Source organism: Curtobacterium sp. MR_MD2014, assembly GCF_000772085.1.
Classification (GTDB): Bacteria; Actinomycetota; Actinomycetes; order Actinomycetales; family Microbacteriaceae; genus Curtobacterium.
In genome coordinates this window covers 1,303,192-1,329,274 of record NZ_CP009755.1, presented here as the reverse complement: position 1 = coordinate 1,329,274, position 26,083 = coordinate 1,303,192, and the positions used below count along the sequence as shown (strand labels likewise).

25 protein-coding genes and 1 riboswitch are annotated in these 26,083 nt (G+C 72.9%); of the genes, 15 read left to right on the top strand and 10 right to left on the bottom strand.

Annotated elements, in window-relative coordinates; all coding sequences use genetic code 11:
- Positions 1–48: 48 nt before the first annotated feature.
- Positions 49–144: riboswitch (TPP riboswitch) on the top strand.
- The 3 genes from thiM to NI26_RS06135 all read left to right on the top strand — a co-directional run bounded on the left by thiM (position 133) and on the right by NI26_RS06135 (position 3,235).
- Positions 133–1,041 carry a hydroxyethylthiazole kinase gene (thiM, locus tag NI26_RS06145; protein WP_081985263.1) on the top strand — a complete coding sequence of 303 codons (909 nt, stop codon included), beginning with the start codon at positions 133–135 and terminating at the stop codon, positions 1,039–1,041. It overlaps the preceding riboswitch by 12 nt.
- A complete protein-coding gene (thiE, locus tag NI26_RS06140; RefSeq protein ID WP_066653678.1) occupies positions 1,038–1,706 on the top strand; it encodes a thiamine phosphate synthase in 669 nt (222 codons plus the stop codon). Before thiM ends, thiE begins: the two co-directional genes overlap by 4 nt.
- Complete coding sequence (locus NI26_RS06135) at positions 1,703–3,235, top strand: bifunctional hydroxymethylpyrimidine kinase/phosphomethylpyrimidine kinase (RefSeq protein WP_235426547.1); 1,533 nt, start codon at positions 1,703–1,705, stop codon at positions 3,233–3,235. The genes thiE and NI26_RS06135 overlap by 4 nt, the downstream gene beginning before the upstream one ends.
- A gap of 124 nt (positions 3,236–3,359) precedes the next feature.
- Here NI26_RS06135 and NI26_RS06130 read toward each other — a convergent pair whose 3' ends face one another.
- From NI26_RS06130 to NI26_RS06115, 4 genes are all read right to left on the bottom strand, one after another.
- On the bottom strand, positions 3,360–3,869 hold the full coding sequence (locus NI26_RS06130; protein WP_066653676.1) for a metallophosphoesterase family protein: 510 nt from the start codon (positions 3,867–3,869) through the stop codon (positions 3,360–3,362).
- Positions 3,866–4,402 carry a MarR family winged helix-turn-helix transcriptional regulator gene (locus NI26_RS06125; RefSeq protein WP_066653673.1) on the bottom strand — a complete coding sequence of 179 codons (537 nt, stop codon included), beginning with the start codon at positions 4,400–4,402 and terminating at the stop codon, positions 3,866–3,868. Before NI26_RS06125 ends, NI26_RS06130 begins: the two co-directional genes overlap by 4 nt.
- Before the next feature lie 87 nt (positions 4,403–4,489).
- Positions 4,490–4,951 (bottom strand): VOC family protein, encoded by a 462-nt coding sequence (locus NI26_RS06120; RefSeq protein ID WP_066653671.1) that lies wholly within the window; start codon positions 4,949–4,951, stop codon positions 4,490–4,492.
- Between the two features lie 56 nt (positions 4,952–5,007).
- Positions 5,008–5,304 (bottom strand): GNAT family N-acetyltransferase, encoded by a 297-nt coding sequence (locus NI26_RS06115; protein ID WP_066653669.1) that lies wholly within the window; start codon positions 5,302–5,304, stop codon positions 5,008–5,010.
- On the opposite strand from NI26_RS06115, the gene NI26_RS06110 reads away from it, so the two are divergent.
- Together NI26_RS06110 and NI26_RS16475 are read left to right on the top strand one after the other, a co-directional pair.
- Positions 5,303–6,052, top strand: coding sequence for an NADPH-dependent F420 reductase (locus tag NI26_RS06110; RefSeq protein WP_081984781.1), 750 nt, complete (start codon positions 5,303–5,305; stop codon positions 6,050–6,052). The two genes, NI26_RS06115 and NI26_RS06110, sit on opposite strands and share 2 nt — an antisense overlap.
- Positions 6,053–6,226: 174 nt before the next feature.
- Complete coding sequence (locus NI26_RS16475; RefSeq protein ID WP_144411279.1) at positions 6,227–7,489, top strand: hypothetical protein; 1,263 nt, start codon at positions 6,227–6,229, stop codon at positions 7,487–7,489.
- A gap of 3 nt (positions 7,490–7,492) precedes the next feature.
- Here NI26_RS16475 and NI26_RS06100 read toward each other — a convergent pair whose 3' ends face one another.
- Positions 7,493–8,350 (bottom strand): LysR substrate-binding domain-containing protein, encoded by an 858-nt coding sequence (locus NI26_RS06100; protein ID WP_066653658.1) that lies wholly within the window; start codon positions 8,348–8,350, stop codon positions 7,493–7,495.
- A 141-nt stretch (positions 8,351–8,491) separates the two neighbouring features.
- On the opposite strand from NI26_RS06100, the gene NI26_RS06095 reads away from it, so the two are divergent.
- Positions 8,492–9,814 (top strand): MFS transporter, encoded by a 1,323-nt coding sequence (locus NI26_RS06095; RefSeq protein WP_066653656.1) that lies wholly within the window; start codon positions 8,492–8,494, stop codon positions 9,812–9,814.
- 357 nt (positions 9,815–10,171) lie between these two features.
- Here NI26_RS06095 and NI26_RS06090 read toward each other — a convergent pair whose 3' ends face one another.
- Positions 10,172–10,825 carry an NAD(P)-dependent oxidoreductase gene (locus tag NI26_RS06090; RefSeq protein WP_066653653.1) on the bottom strand — a complete coding sequence of 218 codons (654 nt, stop codon included), beginning with the start codon at positions 10,823–10,825 and terminating at the stop codon, positions 10,172–10,174.
- Positions 10,826–10,915: 90 nt separating this feature from the next.
- Here NI26_RS06090 and NI26_RS06085 point away from each other — a divergent pair, with 90 nt between their 5' ends.
- The 7 genes from NI26_RS06085 to NI26_RS06055 all read left to right on the top strand — a co-directional run bounded on the left by NI26_RS06085 (position 10,916) and on the right by NI26_RS06055 (position 18,194).
- A complete protein-coding gene (locus NI26_RS06085) occupies positions 10,916–11,278 on the top strand; it encodes a winged helix-turn-helix transcriptional regulator (RefSeq protein ID WP_066653651.1) in 363 nt (120 codons plus the stop codon).
- Between the two features lie 146 nt (positions 11,279–11,424).
- The gene (locus NI26_RS06080; RefSeq protein WP_066653649.1) at positions 11,425–12,453 is read left to right on the top strand and encodes an NADPH:quinone reductase; all 1,029 of its coding nucleotides are present in this window, start codon (positions 11,425–11,427) and stop codon (positions 12,451–12,453) included.
- Between the two features lie 206 nt (positions 12,454–12,659).
- Positions 12,660–13,757, top strand: a complete 1,098-nt coding sequence (locus tag NI26_RS06075) for an ROK family transcriptional regulator (RefSeq protein WP_235426544.1) — start codon at positions 12,660–12,662, stop codon at positions 13,755–13,757.
- 155 nt (positions 13,758–13,912) lie between these two features.
- The gene (locus NI26_RS06070) at positions 13,913–15,028 is read left to right on the top strand and encodes a sugar ABC transporter substrate-binding protein (protein WP_066653647.1); all 1,116 of its coding nucleotides are present in this window, start codon (positions 13,913–13,915) and stop codon (positions 15,026–15,028) included.
- Between the two features lie 160 nt (positions 15,029–15,188).
- Positions 15,189–15,953 (top strand): ATP-binding cassette domain-containing protein, encoded by a 765-nt coding sequence (locus NI26_RS06065; RefSeq protein ID WP_066658013.1) that lies wholly within the window; start codon positions 15,189–15,191, stop codon positions 15,951–15,953.
- On the top strand, positions 15,950–17,218 hold the full coding sequence (locus tag NI26_RS06060; RefSeq protein ID WP_066653646.1) for a sugar ABC transporter permease: 1,269 nt from the start codon (positions 15,950–15,952) through the stop codon (positions 17,216–17,218). The genes NI26_RS06065 and NI26_RS06060 overlap by 4 nt, the downstream gene beginning before the upstream one ends.
- 103 nt (positions 17,219–17,321) lie before the next feature.
- Entirely contained in the window at positions 17,322–18,194 is an 873-nt protein-coding gene (locus NI26_RS06055) for a patatin-like phospholipase family protein (protein WP_066653645.1), read from the top strand.
- 178 nt (positions 18,195–18,372) lie between these two features.
- On the opposite strand, the gene NI26_RS06050 is transcribed toward NI26_RS06055, so the two are convergent.
- Positions 18,373–19,566, bottom strand: coding sequence for an acyl-CoA dehydrogenase family protein (locus NI26_RS06050; RefSeq protein WP_066653643.1), 1,194 nt, complete (start codon positions 19,564–19,566; stop codon positions 18,373–18,375).
- 63 nt (positions 19,567–19,629) lie between these two features.
- Here NI26_RS06050 and NI26_RS06045 point away from each other — a divergent pair, with 63 nt between their 5' ends.
- Complete coding sequence (locus tag NI26_RS06045) at positions 19,630–20,250, top strand: QsdR family transcriptional regulator (RefSeq protein ID WP_066653639.1); 621 nt, start codon at positions 19,630–19,632, stop codon at positions 20,248–20,250.
- A gap of 24 nt (positions 20,251–20,274) precedes the next feature.
- On the opposite strand, the gene NI26_RS06040 is transcribed toward NI26_RS06045, so the two are convergent.
- From NI26_RS06040 to NI26_RS06030, 3 genes are all read right to left on the bottom strand, one after another.
- Complete coding sequence (locus tag NI26_RS06040) at positions 20,275–20,712, bottom strand: VOC family protein (protein WP_066653636.1); 438 nt, start codon at positions 20,710–20,712, stop codon at positions 20,275–20,277.
- Positions 20,713–20,789: 77 nt separating this feature from the next.
- Entirely contained in the window at positions 20,790–21,248 is a 459-nt protein-coding gene (locus tag NI26_RS06035) for a VOC family protein (RefSeq protein ID WP_235426541.1), read from the bottom strand.
- A gap of 360 nt (positions 21,249–21,608) precedes the next feature.
- Positions 21,609–25,079: a proline dehydrogenase family protein gene (locus NI26_RS06030; RefSeq protein ID WP_066653632.1), complete on the bottom strand. Its 3,471-nt coding sequence runs from the start codon at positions 25,077–25,079 to the stop codon at positions 21,609–21,611.
- 81 nt (positions 25,080–25,160) lie between these two features.
- Between NI26_RS06030 and NI26_RS06025 the strand changes: the two genes are divergently transcribed.
- Positions 25,161–26,063: a LysR family transcriptional regulator gene (locus tag NI26_RS06025; RefSeq protein ID WP_066653630.1), complete on the top strand. Its 903-nt coding sequence runs from the start codon at positions 25,161–25,163 to the stop codon at positions 26,061–26,063.
- Positions 26,064–26,083 lie beyond the last annotated feature (20 nt).

Sequence of the window (26,083 nt, the reverse complement as noted above, 5' to 3'; positions counted from 1 at the left end):
CACCCCCGGAGTGCCCGGAGGAGGTCGTCGGACGTCGTGTACGGTGTCGTCCGAGACACGGGGTGCCGCACCGAGCGGCTGAGATCACACCCGTCGAACCTGCTCGAGCTCGTACTCGCGAAGGGATCGTCCATGCACACTGCTGCGCCCGTACCCGGACCCGCCGGCTCCCCGTCCCCGGACTGGGCCGACCGCACCGCCACGCTGCTCGAGGAGGTGCGCGCCCGCAGCCCCCTGGTGCAGTGCATCACGAACACCGTGGTGCAGAACGTCACGGCGAACGTCCTGCTCGCCCTCGGCGCCTCCGCGGCGATGGTCGACGTCACCACCGAGGCCGGCCCGTTCGCCCGCGTCGCCGACGCCCTGCTCGTCAACACCGGCACCCCGCACCCGGAGCCGCGTGCGGCGTCGGTCGAGGCGGCATCCGCGGCCGTCGACGTCGGCACACCGTGGGTCCTGGACCCCGTCGCGGTCGGCGCGCTGCCGGTCCGCACCGCCCTCGCCCGCGAGCTCCTCGCGCTCCGGCCGACCGTGCTGCGCGGGAACGCCTCGGAGGTCCTCGCCCTGCTCGGCGACGCCGACGGCGGCCGCGGGGTCGACAGCACCGCCGGCACGGACGAGGCGCGGGCGGCAGCGCTCCGGGCGTCGGACGGGAGGCTCGTGGGCGCCGTGGCCGTGTCCGGTCCCGTCGACCTGCTGGTCGCGCCGGGCACCGGCGTGGTGCGGGTCGCGAACGGGTCGCCGCTGCTGACCCGCATCACCGGGGGCGGGTGCGCGCTCGGCGCGGTGGTCGCCGCCTTCGCGGCGGTGGTCCCGGACGACCCGGGCGCAGCAGCCGTCGCCGGGACGGTGGTGCACACGGTCGCCGCCGAGCTCGCCGCGCGTGACGCCGGCGGCCCGGGGACCTTCCAGCCGCTGTTCCTCGACCGGCTGGCGACGCTGACCCCCGAGGACGTCCTCCGGGTGGCGCGCATCACCACGGAGTCCGCACCACCGACGATCCCGGGATCCGCTGCAGCGCCGACGGTGGTCCGACCGTGAGCGCCCCGACGGACCTGGGCGTCTACCTGGTCACCGACCCGGTGCTCGTCGACCGGCACGGCAGGGGCGTGCTCGGCGTCGTCCGTGCCGCGGTCGACGCCGGGGTGCGGCTCGTGCAGGTGCGCGACAAGCAGGCACCGGTCCGCGACATCCTCGCCCTGACCGCCGCGGTGGCCGACGCCGTCGGGGACCGTGCGACCGTCGTGGTGGACGACCGGACGGACGTCGCGCTCGCCGCCCGACGTGCCGGACACCGGGTCGCGGGCGTGCACCTCGGCCAGTCGGACCTGCCCGTCGCGGCCGCCCGGGCGCTCCTCGGCCCGGACGCCCACGTGGGCCTCACCGCGAACACCCCGGCCCACCTGGCGGCCCTCGCGGAGCTGCCCCGCGGCACCGTCGACCTGCTCGGCGTCGGTGTCGTCCACCCGACCTCGACGAAGCCGGACCACCCGCCGGCGCTCGGCGTGGACGGCGTCGCCCGGATCACCGGTGCGGCGCGCCCGCTCGGGGTCCCGTGCGTCGCGATCGGCGGCGTGACCCTGGACGACGTCGCGCCGCTGCGTGCGGCCGGTGTCGCCGGTGTCGCGGTGGTGTCCGGGATCTGCGCCGCCGCCGACCCGCACGCGGCAGCGGCGGCGTACCTCCGCGCCTGGAGCGGGTCGTGACCGCCGCCGAGCCCGCCGTGGGCTCGACGTCGCCGCCGGTGCCGGTGCGGGTGCCGGGGCGGCCGCACGTGCCGCGGGTCCTCAGCATCGCGGGCACCGACCCGACGGGCGGCGCCGGACTCCACGCGGACCTCAAGGCGATCACGGCGCACGACGGCTACGGCATGGGCGTCGTGACGGCCCTGGTCGCGCAGAACACCCACGGCGTGCGGTCGGTGCACGTCCCCGACGTCGGGTTCCTCCGCGACCAGCTCGACGCCGTGTCGGACGACGTGGTGGTCGACGCCGTCAAGATCGGGATGCTCGGCACCGTCGACGTCGTCCGCACGGTCACGGACTGGCTCCGCGAACACCGCCCGCCCGTGGTCGTCGTGGACCCGGTGATGGTGGCCACGAGCGGCGACCGGCTGCTCGACCGGCAGGCGACCGCCGCGATGGGCGACCTGCTCGCGCTCGCCGACCTCGTGACCCCGAACCGCGCGGAGCTGACCGACCTCGTCGCGCTCGCCGGGGGCACCGCACCGACGCCCCTCGAGGCCGCACGGCTCGTGGCCCGTCGGTGGGACGTCCTGGTGCTCGCGAAGGGCGGGCACGACACGGGGCCGACCGCCGACGACGTGCTCGTCCGGCCCGACGGCTCCGCCCGCACCTTCCGCGGTCCGCGCATCGCGACGACCAACACGCACGGAACGGGGTGCTCCCTGTCGAGCGCGATCGCGACGCTCGCTGCACGGGACGGCGACTGGGAGCTCGCTGTCGGCGGGGCGAAGACGTGGCTCACCGCCGCACTCCGTGGCGCCGACGCGCTCCGGGTGGGGACGGGCAACGGACCGGTCGACCACGGTGCGCTCACCCGTGCCGCGCTCCCCGCGACGACCTGGACGGACCGGTGGTGGGCGGACGTCGCCGAGACCCTCGACCGGACGCTCTCGTGCTCCTTCCTCGAGGGCCTGCGTGACGGCACGCTCGACGGGGACGTGTTCGCCCGGTACCTCGCGCAGGACGTCCACTACCTGCGGGCCTACGAGCAGCACCTGCGACGGCTGGCCGCCACCACGGACGGCGAGCCCGCGGCGTTCTGGGCCTCGGCCGCCGCGGGCTGTGCCGACGAGGCACGCGACCTGCACCACCGCCGCCTGGCGGGCACGCACGCCGACGACCCGGTCCACCCGACGTGCGCCGGGTACCTCGCCCACCTGCAGGCCGCGGCCGACAGCGGGTCGGTCGCGGTGCTCGCCGCCGCCGTGCTGCCGTGCTTCCGGGTCTACGCCTGGGTCGGCACGCAGCTCGGCCGCGCCCCGGAGGGACACCCCTTCGCGGACTGGCTCGGCGCGTACGGCGACCCGGCGTTCGCTGCGGCGAGCGCCGAGGCGACCGCGCGCGTCGAGGCGCTCGCGGCCGCCGCGGACCCGTCCGAGCGGGGGCGGATGGCGCGGGTGCACCGACGGTCGACCGAGTGGGAGCTCGCGTTCTTCCGGATGCCGACGGAACAGGTGGACCCGTCGGCCCCGCCGATGCAGCGCGACTGACCGGACCACGGCTGTCGCACGCGGCACGGGACGGTCGGGAGGCACGGGGCGGACCCGAGCCGTGCCTCCCGTCCGGTGGGTCCCCCGTCTGCCGACTCGCCCGTCCGGTGGTCGTGCGGTCGCGTCAGCGCGCCGCCGGCGGCAGCCGGACCGTCTCGACCGTCAGCGCACGCCCGTCCACCGTGCCCCGCATCCACGTGAAGTCGGGCTGCCTGCGGCGGTCCGTCGGCGACCCGGGGTTGAGCAGGCGCATCCCCGACGGCGCGACCGAGTCCCACGGTATGTGCGAGTGCCCGAACACGAGCACGTCGGTGTCCGGGTACGCGGCGTCCGCCCGGCGCTCGCGACCCGTCGCCGCACCGGTCTCGTGCACCAGGGCGAAGCGGAGGTCCTCCACCGTGAAGCGGGCCACCAGCGGCAGCCGGTCGTCGAACTCGGGGCCGTCGTTGTTGCCGCGGACGCCCTCGAACCGACGGGACCGACCCTGCACGGCGTCGAGGGTGGCGAGGTCGACCCAGTCCCCCGCGTGCACGACGAGGTCCGCCGCGTCGACGTCCGCCCAGAGCCCAGCCGGCAGGTCCTTCGCGCGCTTCGGCAGGTGGGTGTCGGAGAGCAGGACGAACGAGGTGGTCACGGGGCGTCGGGACCGTCCGTACCGGCGTGGCCGTCCGGGGTCGCGCGTGCGGGCATCGGCAGACCGGCCTCGTCGGCGGCGCCGAGTCGTTCGAGCAGCCCGGCGAGGAGCGCGATGTCGTCGTCCGACCAGTCGGCGAGCCGTTCCTCGAGCGCGTCGCGGTGCAGGCGCACCGAGCGGTCGAGGGCGGCACGGCCGGCGTCGGTCGCCTCGAGGGGCTTCGCGTTGCCGGAGCCGCCGTCGGTGGTCCGCACGAGCCCCGCCGCGAGCAGGCCGGACAGCTGCCGCGAGATCGTCGAGCGGTTGAGCCGCAGGTACCGGGCGATGTCGATCGCCATGCACCCGGGGTGCTGCACGACGAAGTCGACGAGGGACTGGTCGACGACGCTGAGCACGAGGTCGTCGCCGCGCGCCCGGATGCTCGCACGTCGCGTGATGCGGGCGAGTTCGGTGTAGGCGCGTCCGATGTCGCCGTTGCGGACCTCGTCGTCGGGGCGTCCGCCGTCACGGACCGCCGAGCTCGGGCTGCTCATCGCGTTCTCCAGCCTGTCACTGCGTGCGCCGGGTGCTCGGCGCTGGTGGGTGCCGCCACCCTACCGGCGGTCACGGGCTGCTCCCCCTCAGTGACCGGCGGCTGCGGCCTGCAGCGCGGGGATGTCGAGCTTGACCATGTCCTGCATCGCCTTGAACACCCGGGCGTTGGCCTCGGGGTCACCGCCGCCGGTCATCAGGTCGCCCATCATCGACGGGGTCACCTGCCACGTCAGACCCCAGCGGTCGTGCAGCCACCCGCACGCGAGCGGTCGGCCGCCGTCGGCGAGGAGCGCGTCCCACACCCGGTCGAGCTCGTCCTGCGTGTCGACGTCGACCTGGAAGGACACGGCGTCGGTGTGCGGGTGCCCCGGGCCGCCGTTCATCGCCCGGTACGGCTGACCGAGGAGCGTGAACTCGACGACGAGGGCGGTGCCGTCCGGCGTCCGGGCGACGCTGTCGACCCGACTGTCCGGGAAGAGCGACGTGTAGGTCGTGGCGGCCTGTTCGGCCTGGTCGTCGAACCAGAGGAACGGGGTGATCGTGGGCACGGTGCCTCCGGGTGCTCGGGTGCGGCCGCGACGCTGCGGCCGGAGCGTGGGGTGGGTCAGTCCGCGGTGCCGCGGCTGAGCAGGTCGGCCTTCTCGGGGTGTTCGTCGAACCACTTGCCGACGAACCAGCACATCGGCACGATGCGCTTCGTGGTCCTCGCCTCGACGTCGGCGACGGCGTGCGCGACGAGCTCCGCCGCGTAGCCGTGCCCGCGGTGGCTCGGGACCGTGTACGTGTGCGGGAACGACACGGCGTCCTCCGCGGCCCGGTAGTCGAGCACGCTCACGAGCTCGCCGTCGACGTACATCGCGTAGCGGTCGCGGTCGGCTTCGTCGCGGAACTCGTGGGCCATGGCGCCATCATGCACCCGACGGGCAGCGGCCGCACGGCGACGACGGCCCGGGGCGACCGCCGGTGGGAATGCACTGCTCGGCGCCGCGTTGCACGACCGCATGACAACGATCGGCATCATCGGAGCAGGCAACATCGGATCCCAGCTCGCGCGCCTCGCCGTGCAGCACGGCCACGACGTCGTGATCGCCAACTCGCGCGGCCCCGAGACCCTGCAGGACCTGGTCTCGGAGCTCGGCGAGCACGCCCGCGCGGCCACCCGCGACGAGGCGGCAGCAGCGGGCGACATCGTCGTCGTGACCACCCCGCTCGCGGCGATCGAGACGATCCCGGTCGAACCCCTGGTCGGCAAGGTCGTCATCGACACCAACAACTACTACCCGCAGCGTGACGGCCACATCACGTCCCTCGACGAGGAGACGACGACCACCGCCGAGCTCCTGCAGGACCACCTGCGCGGTGCCCGGGTCGTCAAGGCGTTCAACCACATCGCCGCCACGGCGCTGACCGACGAGGCCACCCCCGCCGGCACCCCCGACCGCCGCGCCCTGGTGGTCGCGGGCGACGACGCCGACGCCAAGCGGGTCGTCTCCGACCTGATCGACGAGTTCGGGTTCGACGTGGTCGACGCGGGCCCCCTCGCCGAGGGCTGGCGCATCCAGCGCGACACCCCCGGGTACGTCACGCGGTACACCGCCGACGAGCTCCGGGCGAAGCTCGCCGAGGCGGAGCGCTACCGCGACATGTAGCCCCCACCTCCGCAACACGCCACGAAGGCGGTTCCCCGCAGCGGTACAGCTCGGCGCGGAGCCGCCTTCGTTGCGTCTCGCGAGCCCCGGCCGCGAGGCATCCTGCGCGAAGTGGACTGCGCGACCCCGGAACTGGGGCTGCGCAGCGGTCCATGCACGCGGATAGAAATGACGATGGATCAGAAGAGCGAGGGAGCACGAGTGGCGTCGCACCGCATGCCGGACCGAGACCGGCCGCGTCGAGCGGTCCCTGCGTGGGTCGTCGCACCCCCCGAGGACACCGCCGTCGGCCGGGAGGCACCACTCGCCCCCGCCCCGCAGGCACCCGTCCTCGACGCGGTCGCGGCCGTCCCCGTGGTCACCCCCGGGATGCCGGGTGCGGCAGGTCCGACGCTGCCGCAGGACCCGACCGACGCGCTGCCCGCCGTCGACGTCGTCGTGCCCGACTACCCGCCGCAGGAGCACCTGCTCCCGCCGGCCCCGACCTCGCCCACGGTGCAGGTGCCGCCGTTCGACACCGCACCCCTGCCGGTGTCCCCCGTCGACGCCGCCGAGTCGGGCGGCCCCCTCACTCCGCCGGTCGACCCGACGCACAGCGCCCACGCCCCGGCACCGGTGCAGCCCCCCGCTCCCGCCGCCCCCGTCGTCGGACAGCCCCGCTTCTCGGTCCCCGGACTCGAGCACGTCCTGGTCGAGGGCGCGGAACCCGAGCCCTCCGGACCGATCGGGTACCGCACGCCGGCGCGCTTCGCCCGGCAGCAGGCACCGCGGCCGACCGTCGTCGACCCCGTGCCGTCCGGCTTCGACGCCGTCATCGCAGCGCCCGCCGCGCCCACCGTCCAGGCACCGTCGGTCTTCCCGGGCGGACCCGCCGCCGCGTCGACGCCGGCGGCCGCCGTGCCCACGGCAGCGGCTGCCGCACCCACGGCGGCGGCCGGGCCGTCGGCAGCCGGTGCCCCGGTCACCGGCGGTGTGTCCGCGCCCTACCGGCGGGGTCGCCGGTCGGGACCGGCCGCGGCTCGCACCGGCACCGAGGCCGAGGTGGGCGGGCACGACGCCGGTGAGCAGGGCCTCCAGGCCGACCGTCGGACGTCCCGCGACCGCAGCCGCACCGCGATCGGGGCGACCCCGGCAGCCGTGCTCGGCGCCGTGACCGGTGTCGCCGCCCTCGCCCTCGCCGCCTCGTGGTTCACGGCGCCGGCGACGGTGCACGCGACCGGACTGGTCCTCGGGGTGCTCGCCCTCGCACTGTCGGTGACGGCCCTCCGGACCCCCGCGGCGACGTGGCAGCGACCGGTGGCGCTCCTCGGGGCGGTGCTCGGCGGTGTCGGCACGCTCGTGCTCCTCTGGGCGGTCGCCGCGGCGCTGCTGGCACCCGCCGGCGTGACGCTGCCCGACCTCACCGGCACGGGGACGACGCCGACCCTCGCGCCGTAGCGCTCAGACGGCGCGGACGACCCCGCGGGACAGGATCGCGCTCGTCAGGGCGTCGATCGGCTCGCGCTGCACGGTCGGGTTCGCGATGAGCACGTAGTCGACGGCGGGCAGGTCGGGCAGCGAGAGCCGCTGCGACACCTTCACGAGGTCGGCCGGGATCAGCGAGTGCGGGAACACCGCGACCCCGATGCCCGCCCGGACCGCCGCGAGCACGCCGTTCACGTCACGGGTGTTGCAGGTGATCCGCCAGGTGCGCCCGGCGGACTCGAGGGCGTCGATCGCCATCTGCCGGCTGATGCTCGGCGCCTGGTACGCGATCAGCGGGACGGGCTCGTCGGCTTCGAGCGCGATGCCGTCCTGCGCCATCCACACCATCTGGTCGGTCGCGACGCGGGTGCCCTCGGCGGACTCCCCCGCGGTCTGCTTGATGAACACGAGGTCGAGCTGACCCGCGTGCACCCGGCGGAGGAGCGGCGCGGACTGGTTCACCGTCAGCTCGAGGTTCACCTGCGGGTGCAGCCGGCGGAAGTCCCGCAGGATGCGCGGCAGCTGGGTGATCGCGAGGTCGTCCGCCGCACCGAAGCGGAGCCGGCCGCGGGTCGCGGCCCCGGAGAAGTAGGCGTCGGCGGTCGCGTGCGCGGCGAGGATCGAGCGGGCGAACCCGGCCATCGCGTCGCCGTTGTCGGTGAGCGCCACCCCGCGGGTGTCCCGGGCCACGAGGGTCCGCGCCACCGCGGTCTCGAGCCGACGCACGTGCTGCGAGACGGTCGGCTGGCTGATGCCGAGGCGCTGCCCGGCGAGCGTGAAGCTGCCGGTCTCTGCGACGGCGAGGAACGTGCGGAGCAGCACCGGGTCGAGCACGTGACCTCCTCCGACGGACGGGCCGCCGCCATTCGACATCGCAATGGAGTGATAGCCACCATAGAGGTGTCGAATGGGCCCGCGCCACGTAGTTTCGAACGGGTACCGACTCCACCCCCGACGATCCGGAGCCCCACCACCGTGAGTGCGTCATCGACGACCCTCCCTCCACCCACCGAACCACTCCCGATCCAGGCCGAGCGTCCACCGTGGCGGCACACCCTCATCGCCCTGTCGGTCCCCAACTTCCGGCTGTTCACCGCGACCAACCTCGTGGCGATGACCGCGGGCTGGATGCAGCGGATCGCGCAGGACTGGCTCGTCCTGCAGCTCACCGGCTCCGTCGCGCAGGTCGGCATCACCGTCGCGTGCCAGTTCGCGCCGATGCTGTTCTTCGGGCTCTGGGGCGGGGTGCTCGTCGACCGGTTCTCGAAGCGCGCGCTCATGATGCTCACCCAGGGCGCCTTCGCGGTGCTCTCCGCACTGCTCGCCGTCCTGACCCTCACCGGCGTGGTCGAGGCGTGGCACATCTGGGTCATCGCGTTCCTGGTCGGGATGGTCACCGTCATCGACAACCCCGCGCGGCAGGTCTTCGTCACCGAGATCGTCGGGCACCAGCACCTGCGGAACGCGATCAGCGTCAACTCGAGCGTGTTCCAGCTCGGCGGGATGATCGGGCCCGCGCTGTCCGGAGCGCTGCTCGTCGCCGTCGGGGCGGGGTGGTCGTTCGGGGTGAACGCGATCGCCTGCGTCGCCGTGGTCGTGACGCTCGGGTTCCTCCGGACCTCGGAGCTCCACCGGACCCCGCCGATGCCGCGCGCCAAGGGACAGCTCGTCGAGGGCCTGCGCTACGCCGTCCGGAAGCCGACGATCCTGGTGCCGGTCGTGCTCATGGCGTTCTTCTCGGTGTTCGCCCTGACGATGCCGGTGCTGCTCTCGGCCTTCGCGTCCGAGGTCTACGACGTGGGCGCGGGCGGCTACGGGGTGTTCAACTCCGCGGTCGCGGTCGGAGCCCTGGCCGGGGCGCTGCTCTCGACCAGGCGCGCGACCGTGCGGCTGCGGACGATCGTCGGCGGGGTGTTCTGGACGGGCGTGCTGCTCGTCGTGAGCGGCTCGATCCCGGTGATCGCGCCGTTCACCGTGGCGCTCGTCGCGGTCGGGATGTCACAACTGCTGTTCATGACGGCGTCGAACTCGCTCGTGCAGCTGTCGTCGAACGTCGCGATCCGAGGCCGGGTGATGTCGCTCTACGTGCTCGTGCTGCTCGGCGGCCAGGCCGTGGGCGGGCCGGTCATGGGGCAGGTCGTCGACCACTTCGGCGCGCACGTCGGCATGGTGGTCGCCGGGGGCGTCCCCGCGGTGGCGGCGGTCGTCGCCGGCGTCGTGCTCGCACGGCGGGGCGGGCTGCACCTGGCGGTGCGGATGCGGCACCACGTGCCGCTGCCCGCGATCGAGGCGCGGTAGCGCACGCGGCGCGGGGCGCGCGGCGCGGCTGCGGGGTCGCGGCGCGCGGCGCTGGAGCACAACCGAAGGCACGTCGCGCCACGGGAACACACGGCGCGACGTGCGTTCCGTTGTGCAGGAGCACGCCGCACCACGCGACGGACGGGAGGCACGGTGCCACCCTGCCCCGCGCCTCCCGTCCGGCGACGGATCACGCGGGGGCGCGGCACAACCGAAAGCACGTCGCGCCACGGAAACACTTGGCGCGACGTGTGTTCCGTTGTGCGGGAGCGCACCGCACCACGCGACGGACGGGAGGCACGGTGCGAGCCCGCACCGTGCCTCCCGTCCGTCAGCGGGTCGAGCCAGGTCCTCGCGTCAGTACGCGACGCCGAACCGCGCGCGGTGGTGCGCCGGGTGCTCGATCTCGTCGACGATCGCGATCGCGTAGTCCGCACCGGAGATGTCCGAGTTGCCCTCGGCGTCGGTGAGGAGCAGGTCGTCCGTGGTGCGGTAGGTGCCCCGACGCTCGCCGGGGTTGTACCCGCCGAAGGCCGCGGCCGGGCTCACGTAGAACCAGTCGACGTCGCCGGTGTACCCACCAGAGCGCAGGCGGTCGAGGATCTCACCGTGGCTCTTCGCCTCGCCCTTGAAGGCGTCGGGGAACTCGGCGGTCTCGTAGAGCGCCGGACCGCCCTCGGCGACGAGCAGCGAACCCGCACCACCGACGATGCCGAGCCGGGCGCCGGCAGCAGCCGCCGCGTCGACGAAGTGCTGGAACTTGTCCTTCAACTCACTGCCGTCCGCCTGGACCGCGTGCAGCGAGACCACGACGACGTCGGCGTCCTTCGTGACGTCCGCCACGAACGACGGGTCGAAGGCGTCGCCCTGCGCGAGGGTGAGCCCCTCGGCGGCGTCGAGCTTGGAGGTGTCGCGGGCGACGGCGGTGACGGCGAGACCGCGGGACAGGGCCTCGCGGACGATGGCGGAGCCGGCGTACCCGGTGCCGCCGAAGACGACGATGTTGGTCATGAGAGTCCTTCCGTGACTGGTGCGACCGACGGTACTCGCGTTACTCTCTTCTGGGAAGTAGGCACCTCACAGTGCGTAACGGAGGTCGGGATGTCAGCACTCGAGTACAGCCCCTACGCGGCGGACTGCCCCTCGCGGCAGCTGCTCGACCGCATCGGCGACCGGTGGAGCGTGCTGGTGATCGGGTCGCTCGTCGACGGACCGCAGCGCTACTCCGCCGTCGCGAACCGGGTGCAGGGGGTGTCGCAGAAGATGCTCACGCAGACGCTGCGCGCGCTCGAGCGGGACGGACTGGTGACACGCACGGTCTTCCCCGAGATCCCGCCGCGGGTGGAGTACGAGCTCACCGAGCGGGGTCGCTCGCTGCGCGCGGTGCTGGCGCCGCTCGAGGACTGGGCGACGTCGCACATGGCGGACGTGCAGGACTCGCGCGACGTGTACGACGGGCGCTGAGCGCGTCGCCGTGTGGCGCTGTACCGCGCAGCACCGGGACCCGCACGGCACCGGTGCGGCGTCACGCGGCGCCGCGGACACGCGCGGCCGACCGCCGCTGACCGTCCGCAGGAAGACTCGGGAACCGGCGGTGGTTGCCTGGACACATGCGATCGATCGTCTACACGAAGCCCGGTGACAGCAGCGTCCTCGACCTGGTCGAGCGGGAGGTCCCCCAGCCCGGCCCCGGCGAGGTCCGCGTCCGCGTGGTCGTCTCCGGTGTGAACCCCACCGACTGGAAGGCCCGCGCCGGCGGTACCTACGGCGACGGCCTGCCCTTCCCCGAGATCACCCCGAACCAGGACGGCGCCGGCGTGGTCGACGCCGTCGGCGAGGGCGTCGAGACCCTGCACGAGGGCGACCGCGTGTGGCTGTACATGGCAGCCGCCAGCCGTCCCACCGGCACCGCACAGGAGTACACGGTCGTCCCGGCAGCGCGCGCGGTCGTGCTGCCCGAGGGCACGAGCTTCGACGTCGGTGCCTCGCTCGGTGTCCCGGCGATGACCGCCCACCGCGCACTCACCACCCACGAGGACGGTCCGGGCCGCCTGAGCCCCGGTGCGCTCGAGGGCCGCACGGTCCTGGTCGCCGGTGGCGCCGGGGCGGTGGGGCACGCCGCGATCCAGCTCGCCCGGTGGGCCGGCGCGACCGTGATCAGCACGATCAGCTCCGACGAGAAGGCTGCCCTGGCGACCGCCGCCGGCGCGCACCACACCGTGAACTACCGCGACGAGGACGCCGCCGCGCGCATCCGCGAGATCGCCCCGGACGGCGTCGACATCGTCGTGGAGGTCTCGATCCCGCAGAACGCTCAGCTCGTCGCCGACGTCCTGGCGAACCACGGCGTCGTGTCGATCTACGCGAACAACGGTGGCGACGACGCGACGCTGCCGATCCGTCCGAACATGTCGGTCAACGCGCGCTACCAGTTCCTGCTGCTGTACACGATCGGCGACCGAGCCCTGGCTGCCGCCGCCGAGGACGTCACCGCCGCGCTGCGCGCCGACGTCCTGCCCGTCGGCGAGGACGCCGGCCTCCCCCTGACGCGCTTCGCGCTCGAGGACACCGCGGCCGCGCACGACGCCGTCGAGGGCGACGCGGTCGGCAAGGTCCTGATCGACGTCGCGTCCGAGTAGGACCGTCGCACGGTCGGCGCTGACCGACCGACGGACGGGAGGCGCGTGGCGGTGTCGCCACGCGCCTCCCGTCCGTCTCGGTGCAGGGCACCCCGCCGGGTCGCTTACCGGCAGCCCGTTACGCTGTCCCCGTGCCAGAGCAACGCCGCAGTCCCGGGAACCAGACTTCACTGCGTGAAGCCAATCGGGGCCGGGTCATCGCTGCAGTGAAGCGCCACGGCGGCCTGACCCAGGTCGAGCTGGCCGGGGTGACCGGTCTCTCGCCCGCGACCGTCTCGAACATCGTCAAGGAACTCGTCGCCACCGGGGCCCTGCACGCCACGCCGAGCACGTCGAGCGGCCGTCGGGCGCTCCGGGTGACGCTCCCGCACGGCCTCGGCCTGGTCGCCGGCGTGCACGTGTCACCGCGGCACCTCCGGGTCGCCCTGTCGGACCTGAACGCGACGGTGCTGGCCGAGCGGCACATGCCCCTCGCCCGCGACCACCGAGCCGACGCGGAGCTCGACAAGACCGCCCTCCTCGTGATGGACATGGTCGAGTCGATCGAGTCGTCGATGGACGAGGTGCTCGCGGTCGGACTCGCCGTCGCCGCACCGATCGACCGCCGGACCGGGATGACCGCGCGGGGCGGGATCCTGCGCGGGTGGGACGGCGTTCCGCTCGGGACGTCGCTCGCGCGGCGACTCGACAAGCCCGTCCAGGTCGACAACTCAGCGAACCTCGCAGCCCTCGCCGAGCACCGCAGCGGAGCCGCCCGCGGGCGCAGCACCGTCGTGACACTCGACGTGGGGAACGGCATCGGGGCCGGACTGCTGCTCGACGGGCGGCTCTTCCGCGGACACCACGGCGTCGCGGGCGAGTTCGGACACACGCCCGTCGCGCCGCACGGGCCCGTGTGCCGGTGCGGGAACCGTGGCTGCCTCGAAGCGGTCGCGGGCGGCCCCGCGGTCCTGGCGGGCATCCGCGACGAGGTCGGCACGCTGAAGCTCGCGGACCTCGTCCTGCGCGCGATGGCGGGTGACGACACCTGCATCCGGGCGATCGCCGACGCCGGGCGGACGATCGGCACCGCCGCGGTCGGCCTGTGCAACCTGCTCGACCCGGAGCGCGTCGTCGTCACCGGGGAGTTCGCCCGCGCCGGCGAGCTGCTGCTCGGGCCGATGCGGCACGCCCTCGAGTCGTCGCTCATCGTCGACGTCGACGGCACCCCGGACGTCGTGCAGGGGCAGCTCGGCGAACGCGCGGCCGTCACCGGGGCGCTCGCGTTGGCGATCGAGTCGGTGGACGTCACGCAGGCACGCTGACCCGGGCACCGGTCCGTGACCGGACCACCCGGCTCAGATAACGATCTCGGTATCACCCGTGCATCCCTTGTGTTCAAGTCTTGCAGCCAAGGACGTCCGCTGCCACACTCAGCACACCGCCACCGTGGGCGGTCCACCTGTTGGAGGACGTTTCAATGAAGAAAGCCACCACACGCGCCGTGCTGGGCGTCGGCGCCCTGCTGCTCGCGATCACCACACTCGCCGGTTGCTCGAACGGAGCGGACGCGAACAACGGCTCCGGAGGAGGCGGTGGGGACGCGTCGAACGCGAAGATCGGCCTGCTCCTGCCCGACTCCGTCACCGCCCGCTACGCCAGCGCCGACCGCCCGCTCTTCACCGCCGAGGTGAAGCAGCAGTGCCCCGACTGCTCTGTCGTCTACGCGAACGCCGACGGCGACGCGTCGAAGCAGCTCCAGCAGGCGCAGTCGATGCTCACCCAGGGCGTCAAGGTCCTCGTCCTCGACCCCTTCGACGGCGAGGCCGCCGCCTCGATCGTGCAGCAGGCCAAGGCCAAGAAGGTGCCGGTCATCTCGTACGACCGACTGATCAACAGCCCCGACCTGAGCTACTACATCTCGTTCGACAACGAGAAGGTCGGCGAGCTGCAGGGTCAGGCGCTCGTCGACGCGCTCAAGGCGAAGGACGTGCCGGCCGGATCGGGGATCATCATGGTCAACGGCTCCCCGACCGACAACAACGCCTCGCAGTTCAAGAAGGGCGCGCACTCGGTCATCGACAAGAGCGGGTACAAGGTCCTCGCCGAGTACGACACCCCCGGATGGGACCCGGCCAAGGCACAGGACTGGGCCGCCGGACAGATCAGCAAGCTGGGCACCGACGAGATCGCCGGGGTCTACGCGGCGAACGACGACACCGGCGGCGGTGTCATCGCAGCCCTCAAGGCGGCCGGCGCGAAGACGCTCCCGCCGGTGACCGGACAGGACGCCAGCCTCGCGGGCATCCAGCGCATCCTCGCTGGTGAGCAGTACATGACGGTCTACAAGGCGTTCAAGCCCGAGGCCTCGAAGGCCGCCGACCTGGCGATCCAGTTCGCCAAGGGCGAGGACCCGAAGGGCGAGACGACGGTGCAGACCGCCGGCGGCGCGAGCGTGCAGTCGACCCTGCTCGAGCCCGTCGCGGTGACGACGGAGAACGTGCAGGACACCGTCGTGAAGGACGGCCTGTACAAGGTCGACCAGATCTGCACCGCGCAGTACGCCTCGGCCTGCTCCAGCGCCGGCATCCAGTAGTCCCGACGCGGGTCCGGGACGTCCCCGAAGCCGGGGCAGCCCGGACCCGCACCGACCCACCCGCCCGCCCGGTCCCGCAGGACCGGGCGGGCCCCACCTCGGAGAGGACGCTCCCGTGAGCAACGAGGCACCCGCACCACACCCCTCCGCCGAGCCGGTGATGTCCCTCCGCGGCATCACGAAGCGGTTCGGCGCCGTCCAGGCCCTGAGCGACATCGACTTCGACGTGTACCCGGGCGAGGTGGTCGCGATCGTCGGCGACAACGGCGCCGGCAAGTCCACGTTCGTGAAGATCCTCGCCGGGGTGTACACACCCGACGGCGGCACCATCACGTTCGGCGGTGACGAGGTCACCGTGCCGAACCCGGCCGCCGCACAGGACCTCGGCATCGCGACCGTCTTCCAGGACCTCGCCCTCGCCGACAACCTCGACGTCGTGTCGAACCTGTACCTCGGGCGCGAGATCGTGCACCCGTTCCTCGACGAGGAGGAGATGGAGCGTCGCTCGTGGGAGCTCCTGCAGCAGCTCGCCGCTCGGATCCCCTCGGTCCGGATCCCGATCGCGTCGCTCTCCGGTGGTCAGCGCCAGACCGTCGCGATCGCCCGCTCCCTGATCGGTGACCCACAGGTCGTGATCCTCGACGAGCCCACCGCCGCTCTCGGCGTCGCACAGACTGCCGAGGTCCTCAACCTCGTCGAGCGGCTGCGCGAGCGGGGCCTCGGGGTGGTCCTCATCAGCCACAACCTCGCGGACGTGCAGGCCGTGGCCGACCGTGTCGCGGTCCTGCGCCTCGGTCGGAACAACGGGACCTTCCGCATCGACGACGTCTCCTACGAGGAGATCATCGCCGCCATCACCGGGGCCACCGACAACGCCGTCACGCGTCGCGCGGCTGCCCGGACCGAGCAGGAGACGACAGCATGAGCAAGACCGACGAGACCCTCACCGCGGCGACGCCGACGGCGTCAGCGGCGGACCTGCAGGACGAACGACTCCTCCGCGACCAGGGGCTCGGCGGCGCCGCCAGGGCGTTCGCGCGCCGGGTCCGTGGCGGCGACATCGGCTCGCTGCCGGTGGTCGTCGGACTCGTGGTCATCTGGGCGGTGTTCCAGGCGCTCTCCCCCGACTTCCTGTCCCCGGGCAACCTCGTCAACCTCGCGCTGCAGTGCGCCGCGGTCGGCACCATCGCCATCGGCATCGTCCTCGTGCTGCTCCTCGGTGAGATCGACCTCTCGGTCGGCAGTGTCAGTGGTCTGGCCGCCGCGATCCTCGGGCAGGGACTCACGTCACTCGGGTGGCCGCTCTGGCTCGTGCTCCTGGTCGCGCTCGCGGTCGGCGCGGCGGCGGGCCTGCTGTACGGGCTGCTCTTCACCCGGTTCGGCGTCCCGAGCTTCGTGATCACCCTCGCCGGCCTGCTCGGCTTCCTCGGCCTGCAGCTGCTCATCCTCGGGCCGAACGGGTCGATCAACCTGCCCTACACCGACCCGATCGTGCAGTTCGCCTCGGCGTCCTACCTGCCGCCGTGGCTCGCGTACCTGCTCGCGGCCGTGGCTGGAGGCGGGCTCTTCGTCACCGAGGTCCGCCGAGCCGCCCGCCGCCGGAAGGCCGGGCTCTCGACGGGTGCGATCTCGCTGACGATCACGAAGTCGGTGCTGCTGTTCGTCGGCCTCTCGGTCATGGTCTGGTACCTGTCGCGCGACTTCGGCACCGGCACCTCGTTCGTGTTCTTCGTCGTCCTCGTCGTGCTCATGAACTTCCTCCTCAAGCGCACACGGTGGGGTCGGTCGGTCTACGCGGTCGGTGGCAACGTCGAGGCAGCCCGACGCTCCGGCATCCGGGTGAACCGCATCTACATCTCGGTGTTCGTCCTCACCTCGCTCTTCGCCACGATCGGCGGCATCCTGGCCGCGGCGCGGCTCAACTCCGCGAGCCTGTCCTCGGGCGCCGGCGACACGAACCTCAACGCGATCGCGGCCGCGGTCATCGGCGGGACGAGCCTGTTCGGAGGTCGAGGGAGTGCGTGGTCGGCGCTCCTCGGCATCGTCGTCATCCAGTCGATCTCGAACGGCCTGACCCTGCTCAGCCTCGACTCGTCGATCCGCTACATGATCACCGGCGCCGTGCTGCTGCTCGCCGTCATCATCGACTCGCTGTCGCGGCGCAGCCGCGCCAGCCACGGGGCAGCCTGACGGAACGCGTGCAACACCGGACGGGAGGCGCGTGGCTGGATCGCCACGCGCCTCCCGTCTGTCACGTCCCCGGTTCGTCGACGTGACCTGGTAAGCAGGACCCATGACCGACGTCTCGACGCCCGCGCCCGGAACCAGAGCACTCGTCCTCGGGGGTGGCGGCGTCGCCGGCATCGCGTGGGAGGTCGGGGTCCTCTCCGCCCTGCAGGACGCCGGGGTCGACCTCGATGCAGCGGACCTCGTCGTCGGGACGAGCGCCGGCAGCGTCGTCGGGTCGTTCGTCCGCGCCGGCGCCGTGGCCCAGGCGTACGAGCAGCAGCACGCGCCGCTGCCGAGCACCTACGTCGAGCCGGAGCGGATCGCCGGCGAGGACTTCCAGGACCGCCTGCTGCAGGTGCTCGCGGGCGCGACCTCGGAGCAGGACGCCCGTGCGCGGCTCGGTGCCGTGGCGCAGCAGGTCGTCACCGGGCAGTCCGACGACGAGCGCACCGCGACCTTCGCCGAGACGCTGCCGTCGACCGACTGGCCGGCGAAGCGGCTCGCGCTGACGACGATCGACGCCCTCGACGGGGCGTTCCGGGTGCTGACCGCGGAGTCGGGCGTGCCGCTCCCCCGCGCCGTGGCCGCGAGCTGCTCTGTGCCGTTCGTGTGGTCCCCCGTGCACATCGACGGCGTCCCGCACTACGACGGTGGCCTCCGCTCGGCCACCAACGCGGACGTCGCCGCCGGGTACGAGCGCGTGCTCGTCGTCGCGTGCGGGCCGGAGGGACCGTCGCCGCTCGGGCCGTGGCTCGACCTGGCGGTGGAGTCCCTGCGGGCCGGCGGCAGCTCGGTCGAGACGATCGTGGCGGACAGCGCGGCGCAGCACGCGTTCGGCGAGAACTCGTTGTCACTGTCGACGCAGGCGCCCTCGGCGACCGAGGGTCGTCGGCAGGGCGAGGCGGCGGCGGAGGCGATCGCGGCGTTCTGGGTTTAGCCGTCGACGGTCGCCGGCGCGGTCGCCCGTCAGGTCTCGAGCGCGCCGGACACGACATCACACCCGTCGATCGACGGGTGCGGTGTCGCACGATGCATGCGCACCGGGTGCGGTCGCATGCTCCGACGTTGCACGCGTCGATCGACGCGTGCAACGTCGCGAGGACGGGCGGCAGCCGTCAGACGAAGGCGGCCTCGCCCGTGATCGCCCGGCCCACGATGAGCGTGTTCACCTCGCGCGTCCCCTCGTACGAGTAGATCGCCTCGGCGTCGGAGAAGAACCGCGCGACGCCCTTGTCGAGCACGATGCCGTTGCCGCCCTGGACCTCGCGGCACCAGCCGACGGTCTCGCGCATCTTCGCCGTCGCGAACGCCTTCGCCATCGCGGAGTGCTCGTCGCCGCCGATCCCCTGGTCCTGCATCGCCGAGGCCTGCGTGCACAGCGCGATCGACGCGGTGATGTTCATCAGGGACCGCACGAGCAGGTCCTGCACCATCTGGTGCGCGGCGATCGGCTTGCCGAACTGCACGCGCTCGCGGGCGTAGGCGAGCGCTGCCTCGTAGGCACCGATCGCGATGCCGACGGCCTGCCAGGCGACCTCCGTACGGGTGAGACGGAGCACCGCCGCCGTGGTGCGGAACGAGTCCGCGCGCTGGAGTCGGCGCGACTCGGGCACCCGGACGCCGTCGAGCACGATGTCGGCGTTCTGCACGGTGCGCAGCGCGATCTTGTCCTCGATCTTGGTGGCGGTGAAGCCCGGCGTGTCCGTGGTGACGAGGAAGCCCTTGACCTGCTGGTCGGCGACGTCCTTCGCCCAGATCACGACGACGTCCGCGAAGGTCGCGTTGCCGATCCACCGCTTCTCGCCGTCCAGCACCCAGGTGTCGCCCTCGCGCCGCGCCGTGGTGCGGAGCCCGCGCGCCGAGTCACTGCCCGACAGCGGCTCGGTGAGCCCGAACGCGCCGACGACCTCGCCGCGAGCCATCCGCGGCAGCCACTCCTGCTGCTGCTCGTCGCTGCCGCCGACGGCGATCGAGTTCATCGCGAGGCCGGACTGCACCCCGATGAACGTGGAGACGCCGGCGTCGATCCGACCGAGTTCGAGCGCCGCCCAACCGCGGTACACGGCCGAGTTCTCGAAGTGCCGCACCAGCGGGATGCCCGGGCCGTACATGCCGAGCTCGGCGAGCGGCGCGATGGTCTGCACCGGGAACTCCGCACGGGCCCAGTACTGGTCAGCGATCGGACGGACCTCGGCCTCGAGGTACGCACGCAGCTGCCCGAGCGACTCCCGCTCACGGGCCGTGAGCCCCTCCTGGAACCGGTAGAAGTCGGACTCGAGCAGAGGCGTGTCGGTGATCGACGTTGACATGACACCAACGATGCATCATTCTCGAAAACGTTGCAAGACCGGCATCGGCACTCAGGGGGAACGGTGAGGAACGAACCACTCGGCACGCTCGGGTCGACGCTCGTCCCGAGCGCGCTCGCGGCCAGACTGGAGGCCCACGGCGACTCCCAGCGCGCGTTCCGGTCGGCGCGACGTGCGTTCATCGACGGAGCGCGCATCGACATGGGCTCGCTCGCGTCGTCGCTCGGTGTCGACCGCACCTCGCTGTTCCGGTGGGTCGGCAACCGCGACCAGTTGCTCTCGGAGATCCTGTGGTCGCTCGCCGTACCGACGTTGGACGCCGCGGGGCGGGCGGCGGCCCCGTCCGGCGCGGCGCGGATCGTCGACGTGCTCGACCACTTCACGGCAGACCTCATCCGCGCGCCGTACTTCCGCGCCTTCCTGACCCGCGAACCGAGCCGCGCCCTGCGCCTGCTCACGACGACCGACAGCGACGTGCAGCGCCGGTTCGTCGCCGTCGTGACCTCCGTCATCGCGACGGAACAGGAGGCCGGGGCGTTCGACCCGGCACCGCTGTCCGCTGAGGAGCTCGCACGGCTGCTGGTCCGCGTGTCGGAGTCGTTCACCTACGCGGACCTGATCTCCGGCGACGACCCCGATCCCGTCCGGGCGAGGACGACGTTCGCGTACATCCTCCGCCCGTGACGGCCGGGGCCCGTCGCCGTCCGGTCACTTCTGGGCGGCGAGCTCCAGGTTGATGTCGTCCGGGTCCTGCACCGAGAGGATGACCATGCCGGCGTCCCCGAGGTCGGTGACCTCGCCGTGCTCGATGCCGGCGGCGTCGAGGCGTTCGGCAGCAGCGTGCAGTTCGTCGACGGAACCCACGACGAAGCTCACGTGGTCGAGGCCGACGGTGTCCGGGTCGAAGCGCTGTCCGCTCGGCGCGACCGGACGCAGCCCGAAGAGCTGGTCGCCGACCGGGAAGATCGCGCCGCCGTAGAGCCGCTCACGGTCCTCGGTGATGCCGGGCTTGTCGGCGTGCTCGCTGAAGTCCATCGCCGGTGCCGTACCGAGCAGCTGCTCGTAGAAGGCCTTGCTGCGGTGGATGTCGGTTACGGTGACCCGCACGTGGGCGAGGCCGAGGGGCTTGACGATCTGTTCGCTCATGCACCCGAGCCAACGCCGGAGGGCTGAGCGACACCGGGCAGCGTGCGGCTACCGGCCAGCCCGGCGCACCCGGTCGGTCAGGCGTCCGACGGTCGCGGCGCCGCGAGCTCGAGGTTGATGTCGTCCGGGTCCTGCAGCGACAGGACGACGAGCCCGAACGGTTCGAGGTCCGTGACCGCACCGTGCACGATGCCCGCCGCGTCGAGCCGTTCGACGGCGCGGTGGAGGTCGTCCACGGACCGGACCCGGAGGCTGAGGTGGTCGAGGCCCACCCGATCGGGGTCGAAGCGGTCCCCCGCGGGAGCGACCGGTCGGAGCCCGAGCGTCTGCCCGTGGAACGTGAAGGAGCACCCGCCGTACGTCCGCCAGGGGTCGTCGTGGATCGTGGGGTCGTCGATCTCGTCGCTGAAGTCGCTCCCGGGGGCCGTGCCGAACAGCTGTGCGTAGAACGCCTTGCTTCGTCGGATGTCCGTCACGGTCAACCGGACGTGCGCGAACCCCTGCGGATCGACGATGCCGCCGTCGGCCGTCCTCACCGGAAGCCCGCGGCGTCGAGGACGTGCCGAGGGAGCCCGTGGCCCGTGCAGCGATCTCGACGTCGGACGCCTCGGAAGACGTCGCGCACGTGGTCGCCGCAGCCGGTCCACGAGGTCTTGCCGCACACCTGGCACTGGACGGACTCGCACATGCGATCGACGGTACGCAGCGCGACTGCCGGACGGTACGGCGCACCGTCCCCCGCACGTCTGACGGTCCGGAAGGCGCACGGACCGCCTCACGGATCGAACCACGAACGCGACATCGAACCAGCGCCCGGTGCTGGTTCGATGTCGCTTCCGTGGTCCGACTCCGGCCGCCCGCGCGTCGGGCGGCCCGGTCGAGCCGCCCGACGCCGGTCAGATCAGCGCGTCGGTGAGGTGGTTCGGCGTGCCGAAGCGGTGCGCCGTGATCGACACCGCCTGCTCGCGGAGGAACGGGAGCAGCTCGATCCGCCCGGCCTCGGTCACGGGCTCCTCGTACACGGCGACGTCCGGACGGCCACCGATCGCGGTCGTCAGCGCCGCGGTGTCGCCGCCGACGAGCCGCACGCGGGTGGACTCGCCACGCTCGATGCGCTTCGCGAAGGCCTCGTCGGACTGCCCCTCGGCGACGGACCGGACGTTCGGGAGGGCGCGGACGGCCGATGCGACGACCGACGGCAGCGCGGCCACCGACGAGACGTCGATCGTCGTCCCGGCGCGGACCGCCGCGGCCACGACACGGACGAGGTCGGCGACCGCGGGCTCCTCCGCCGACGCCAGGCGGACATGGACTCCGGGGTACGGCAGGTACCGCGCGATGTTCCGCTCGGCCGAGAGCGCCGAGACGTCGACCGCTGCACCGAAGAGCGACGACCAGGCCTGCTCGTCGGACGCGGCGGCCCGCTCGAGCGACTCCGACGTGACCCCGGCTGCGCGGAGGAACGAGCGCACGGGGGCGGACGTCGCCCCACCGGCCGACGCCGGTGCCGGCGACCACGAACCGAGCCCGAGCAGGTAGTTCAGCCCGCCCGCCTTGGTGCCGGCTCCGACGGCGGACTTCTTCCACCCGCCGAAGGGCTGCCGCCGCACGATGGCACCGGTGATCCCGCGGTTGACGTAGAGGTTGCCCGCCTCGATCCGGTCGAGCCACGTGCCGATCTCGGACGCGTCGAGCGAGTGCAGTCCCGAGGTCAGGCCGTAGTCGACCTCGTTCACGATGTCGATCGCCTCGTCGAGGGTCTTCGCGGTCATGATGCCGAGGATCGGGCCGAAGTACTCGGTGCGGTGGAACGCCGAACCACGCCGGACGCCGTCGCGGACACCGGGGCTCCACAGCTTGCCGGTGTCGTCGAGGCGCTTCGGTGCGACCGCCCACGACTCCCCCGAGCCGAGCGTCGTCAGGCCCTCGAGCAGCTTGCCGGCGGCGGGCTCGATGATCGGCCCAATCTGCGTCGTCGGGTCGGTCGGGTACCCGACGGTGAGCGAGGACACGGCGTCGAGGAGCTGCGAGCGGAAGCGGCGCGACGACGCGACGGACCCGACGAGCACGACGAGCGAGGCGGCGGAGCACTTCTGCCCGGCGTGCCCGAAGGCGGAGGCGACGACGTCCTTGACCGCGAGGTCGAGGTCGGCGGACGGGGTGACGATGATCGCGTTCTTGCCCGACGTCTCCGCGAGCAGCGGCAGGTCGGGACGGAACGACCGGAACAGCTCGGCCGTCTCGTACGCGCCGGTGAGGATCACCCGGTCGACCTGGGGAGCGGCGACGAGCTGCTTGCCGAGGTCGTCCTCGGCCACCTGGACGAAGGCGAGCACGTCGGCCGGGACGCCGTGGGCGTCGAGCGCGGTCTCGATGACCGTCGCCAGCACGGCACCGCAGCGCTCGGCCGGGGGCGCGGGCTTCAGCACGACGGCCGACCCGGCAGCGAGGGCCGCCAGGGTCGAGCCGGCCGGGATCGCGACGGGAAAGTTCCACGGCGGCGTGACCAGCGTCAGCGCGGCCGGCGAGAAGGACGCGCCGTCGACGTCGTCGAGCTGCGCGGCGAGCTCGCCGTAGAAGTGCGCGAAGTCGATCGCCTCGGACACCTCGACGTCGGCCTGGTCGATCGTCTTGCCGGCCTCGGCCGCCATGACCTCGACGAGGGCGGCGCGGTTCGCCTCCAGCGCGTCGCCGACGGCGTGGAGCACCGCGCCGCGCGCAGCACCGGACCACGAGCCCCACTCGGTCCCGGCGGCGCGGACGCGACCCAGGACGGTCTCGAGCTGCTCGGCGGAGGTGAGCCGGGCCTCCTGGACGGCGCGTTCCCCGAGCGTCGACGTGGCGACGCGCGACGTGATCGCCGCACCCCACTCGCGGACCGTCGCGACCGACGGGTCGCTGTCCGGCGTGTTCTCGAAGTGACCGGGGCGGGGCCGCTCGACCGCCGCGTACCGGTCGCCGACGCGGTGCGGCGCCGGGGCGTCCAGGCCGCCGGGCTGCGAGAGCGGGGCCAGGGAGTCGCGGAACCGTGCTTCCTCGCGGGCGAAGAGCGCGGGCGACGACGCCAGCGAGAAGACTGCCGACATGAAGTTCTCCTGCGACGCGCCTTCCTCGAGCCGTCGGATCAGGTAGGCGATCGCCACGTCGAACTCGCCCGGGTGGACGACCGGCGTGTAGAGCAGCAGCGAGCCGACCGTGCGACGGACCGCCTCGGCCTGCCCCTGCGCCATGCCGAGCAGCATCTCGAACTCGATGCCGTCACGGACGCCGCGCTCCCCGGCGAGCAGCCAGGCGTGCGCGACGTCGAACAGGTTGTGCCCGGCGACGCCGACGCGCACGTTCGCGATGCGCTCGGGCGTGAGGGCCCAGTCGAGCACGCGCTTGTAGTTGCTGTCCGAGTCCTGCTTCGTGTGCCAGGTGGCGAGCGGCCACCCGTGCACCGAGGCCTCGACCTGCTCCATCGGCAGGTTCGCGCCCTTGACGAGGCGGACCTTGATGTCGGCACCGCCGCGGGCACGACGAGCGGCCGACCACTCCTGCAGGTGCTGCATCGCGGCGAGCGCGTCCGGCAGGTACGCCTGGAGCACGATGCCGGCTTCGAGGTCGGTGAACTCCGGCTCGTCGAGGAGCTTCGTGAAGACCGCGATCGTCAGGTCGAGGTCCTTGTACTCCTCCATGTCGAGGTTGATGAACTTGCGCGGCGAGCTCTGCACGGCGCGACGGAAGAGCGGGCGGAGCTTCGCGATGATGTCCTCGACGGCGTGGTCGAACGCCCACGGCGAGTGCGGGTGCACGGTCGACGAGACCTTGATCGAGACGTAGTCGACGTCGTCACGGGCGAGGAGCCGCTGCGTGCCCTGGAGCCGGCGCGAGGCCTCCTTCTCACCGAGCACCGCCTCGCCGAGCAGGTTCACGTTCAGTCGGACGCCGTCGCGCTTGATCTTCGCGATCGCCGGCCCCAGCTTGGCGTCGGTCGCGTCGACGATGAGGTGTCCGACCATCTCGCGGAGCACCCGCCGCGCGATCGGGACGACGACACCGGGCAGCACCGGGGCCATGCCACCGCCGAGCCGGACGAGCCCGCGGAGCGCGGCGGGCAGGAACCCCGGCGCACCGGGCGCGATCTGCCGGAGCTTCCGGGCGGCCACCCCGAGGTCCTCGGGCCGGACGACGCCGTCGACGAACCCGACCGCGAAGTCGAGCCCGGCCGGGTCGGCGAGGACGCCTGCGAGCTGCTTCGCCGAGCCGTCGACCGGGTAGGTCTCGGCCTCGGCCAACCACTGGCGGACGAGGGCGACGGACTGGTCCGCCAGGTCGTCGTGCGGGGTCGGTGCGGCTTCGGCGTCGCGTGCCTGGAGGTCGGTCATGGGTTCAGTGTGGAGTTCGAGAAGCGTAAGCGGAAGCAACTCCTGCTGATGCGTACCGTGCAGGACAGCTACTGTTTCTGCATGCTCGATGTCCGTCGTCTCGTCCTCCTCCGGGAGCTCTCGATCCGGGGCACCGTGGCAGCCGTCGCGGAGGCCCTCAACTTCACGCCGTCCGCGGTGTCGCAACAGCTCGCCGTGCTCGAGCGTGAGGCCGGCGTGCCCCTGCTCCGCAAGGTCGGCCGTCGCCTGCAGCTCACCCCGCAGGCCGAGGTGCTCGTGCAGGCCGCCGGGCGCGTGCTCGACGTGCTCGACCAGGCGCAGGCGCAGGTGGAGTCGTCGCTCCCCACGGTGCAGGGACGGGTCCGCGTGGCGGTGTTCCAGTCGGCCGCCCTCGCCCTCATGCCGAACGCGCTGCACGAGATGGCCGTCGCGCACCCGGACGTGCGCATCGAGATGGTCCAGCGCGAGCCCGAGACGGCACTGCACGAGACGTGGGCCCGCGAGTTCGACATGGTGATCGCCGAGCAGTACCCGGCACACACCGCGCCGCACCTGTCCGGGCTGCACCGGTCGGACCTGACGACGGACGAGGTGCGCCTCGCGCTGCCGCCGGTCGACACGGCCCTGGCGCCGGTGTCGTCCATCGAGGACGCCGAGGCGATGCCGTGGGTGATGGAGCCCCGCGGAACGGCGTCGCGGCACTTCGCCGAGCAGGTCTGCCGCCGGTGGGGCTTCGAGCCCGACGTGCGGTACGAGACCGCCGACCTGCAGACCCAGATCCGCCTGGTCGAGTCCGGGAACGCCGTCAGCCTCATGCCCGACCTGATGTGGACGGGTCGGACCACCACGTGCCGGCTCGTCGACCTGCCCGATCGTCCGCGACGGACGATCTTCACCGTGGTCCGCGCCGCAGGGTCGTCCTCCCCGGCTGTCCGTGCGCTCCGCGACGCCCTCGAACGCGCGGCGGCGTCCGTGCACCGCTGACCTGCGGAGCCTGGCGGGAA

Coding starts and splice junctions, on each gene's coding strand:
- NI26_RS06090 (WP_066653653.1), bottom strand. CDS start 10,825: ATGACCAACATCGTCGTCTTCGGCGGCACCGGGTACGCCGGCTCCGCC.
- NI26_RS06125 (WP_066653673.1), bottom strand. CDS start 4,402: ATGAGCAGCCCGAGCTCGGCGGTCCGTGACGGCGGACGCCCCGACGAC.
- thiM (WP_081985263.1), top strand. CDS start 133: ATGCACACTGCTGCGCCCGTACCCGGACCCGCCGGCTCCCCGTCCCCG.
- NI26_RS06060 (WP_066653646.1), top strand. CDS start 15,950: ATGAGCAAGACCGACGAGACCCTCACCGCGGCGACGCCGACGGCGTCA.
- NI26_RS06110 (WP_081984781.1), top strand. CDS start 5,303: ATGGCGCCATCATGCACCCGACGGGCAGCGGCCGCACGGCGACGACGG.
- NI26_RS06050 (WP_066653643.1), bottom strand. CDS start 19,566: ATGTCAACGTCGATCACCGACACGCCTCTGCTCGAGTCCGACTTCTAC.
- NI26_RS06030 (WP_066653632.1), bottom strand. CDS start 25,079: ATGACCGACCTCCAGGCACGCGACGCCGAAGCCGCACCGACCCCGCAC.
- NI26_RS06040 (WP_066653636.1), bottom strand. CDS start 20,712: ATGAGCGAACAGATCGTCAAGCCCCTCGGCCTCGCCCACGTGCGGGTC.
- NI26_RS06065 (WP_066658013.1), top strand. CDS start 15,189: ATGTCCCTCCGCGGCATCACGAAGCGGTTCGGCGCCGTCCAGGCCCTG.
- NI26_RS06115 (WP_066653669.1), bottom strand. CDS start 5,304: ATGGCCCACGAGTTCCGCGACGAAGCCGACCGCGACCGCTACGCGATG.
- NI26_RS06085 (WP_066653651.1), top strand. CDS start 10,916: ATGTCAGCACTCGAGTACAGCCCCTACGCGGCGGACTGCCCCTCGCGG.
- NI26_RS06025 (WP_066653630.1), top strand. CDS start 25,161: ATGCTCGATGTCCGTCGTCTCGTCCTCCTCCGGGAGCTCTCGATCCGG.
- NI26_RS06070 (WP_066653647.1), top strand. CDS start 13,913: ATGAAGAAAGCCACCACACGCGCCGTGCTGGGCGTCGGCGCCCTGCTG.
- NI26_RS06080 (WP_066653649.1), top strand. CDS start 11,425: ATGCGATCGATCGTCTACACGAAGCCCGGTGACAGCAGCGTCCTCGAC.
- NI26_RS16475 (WP_144411279.1), top strand. CDS start 6,227: ATGGATCAGAAGAGCGAGGGAGCACGAGTGGCGTCGCACCGCATGCCG.
- NI26_RS06055 (WP_066653645.1), top strand. CDS start 17,322: ATGACCGACGTCTCGACGCCCGCGCCCGGAACCAGAGCACTCGTCCTC.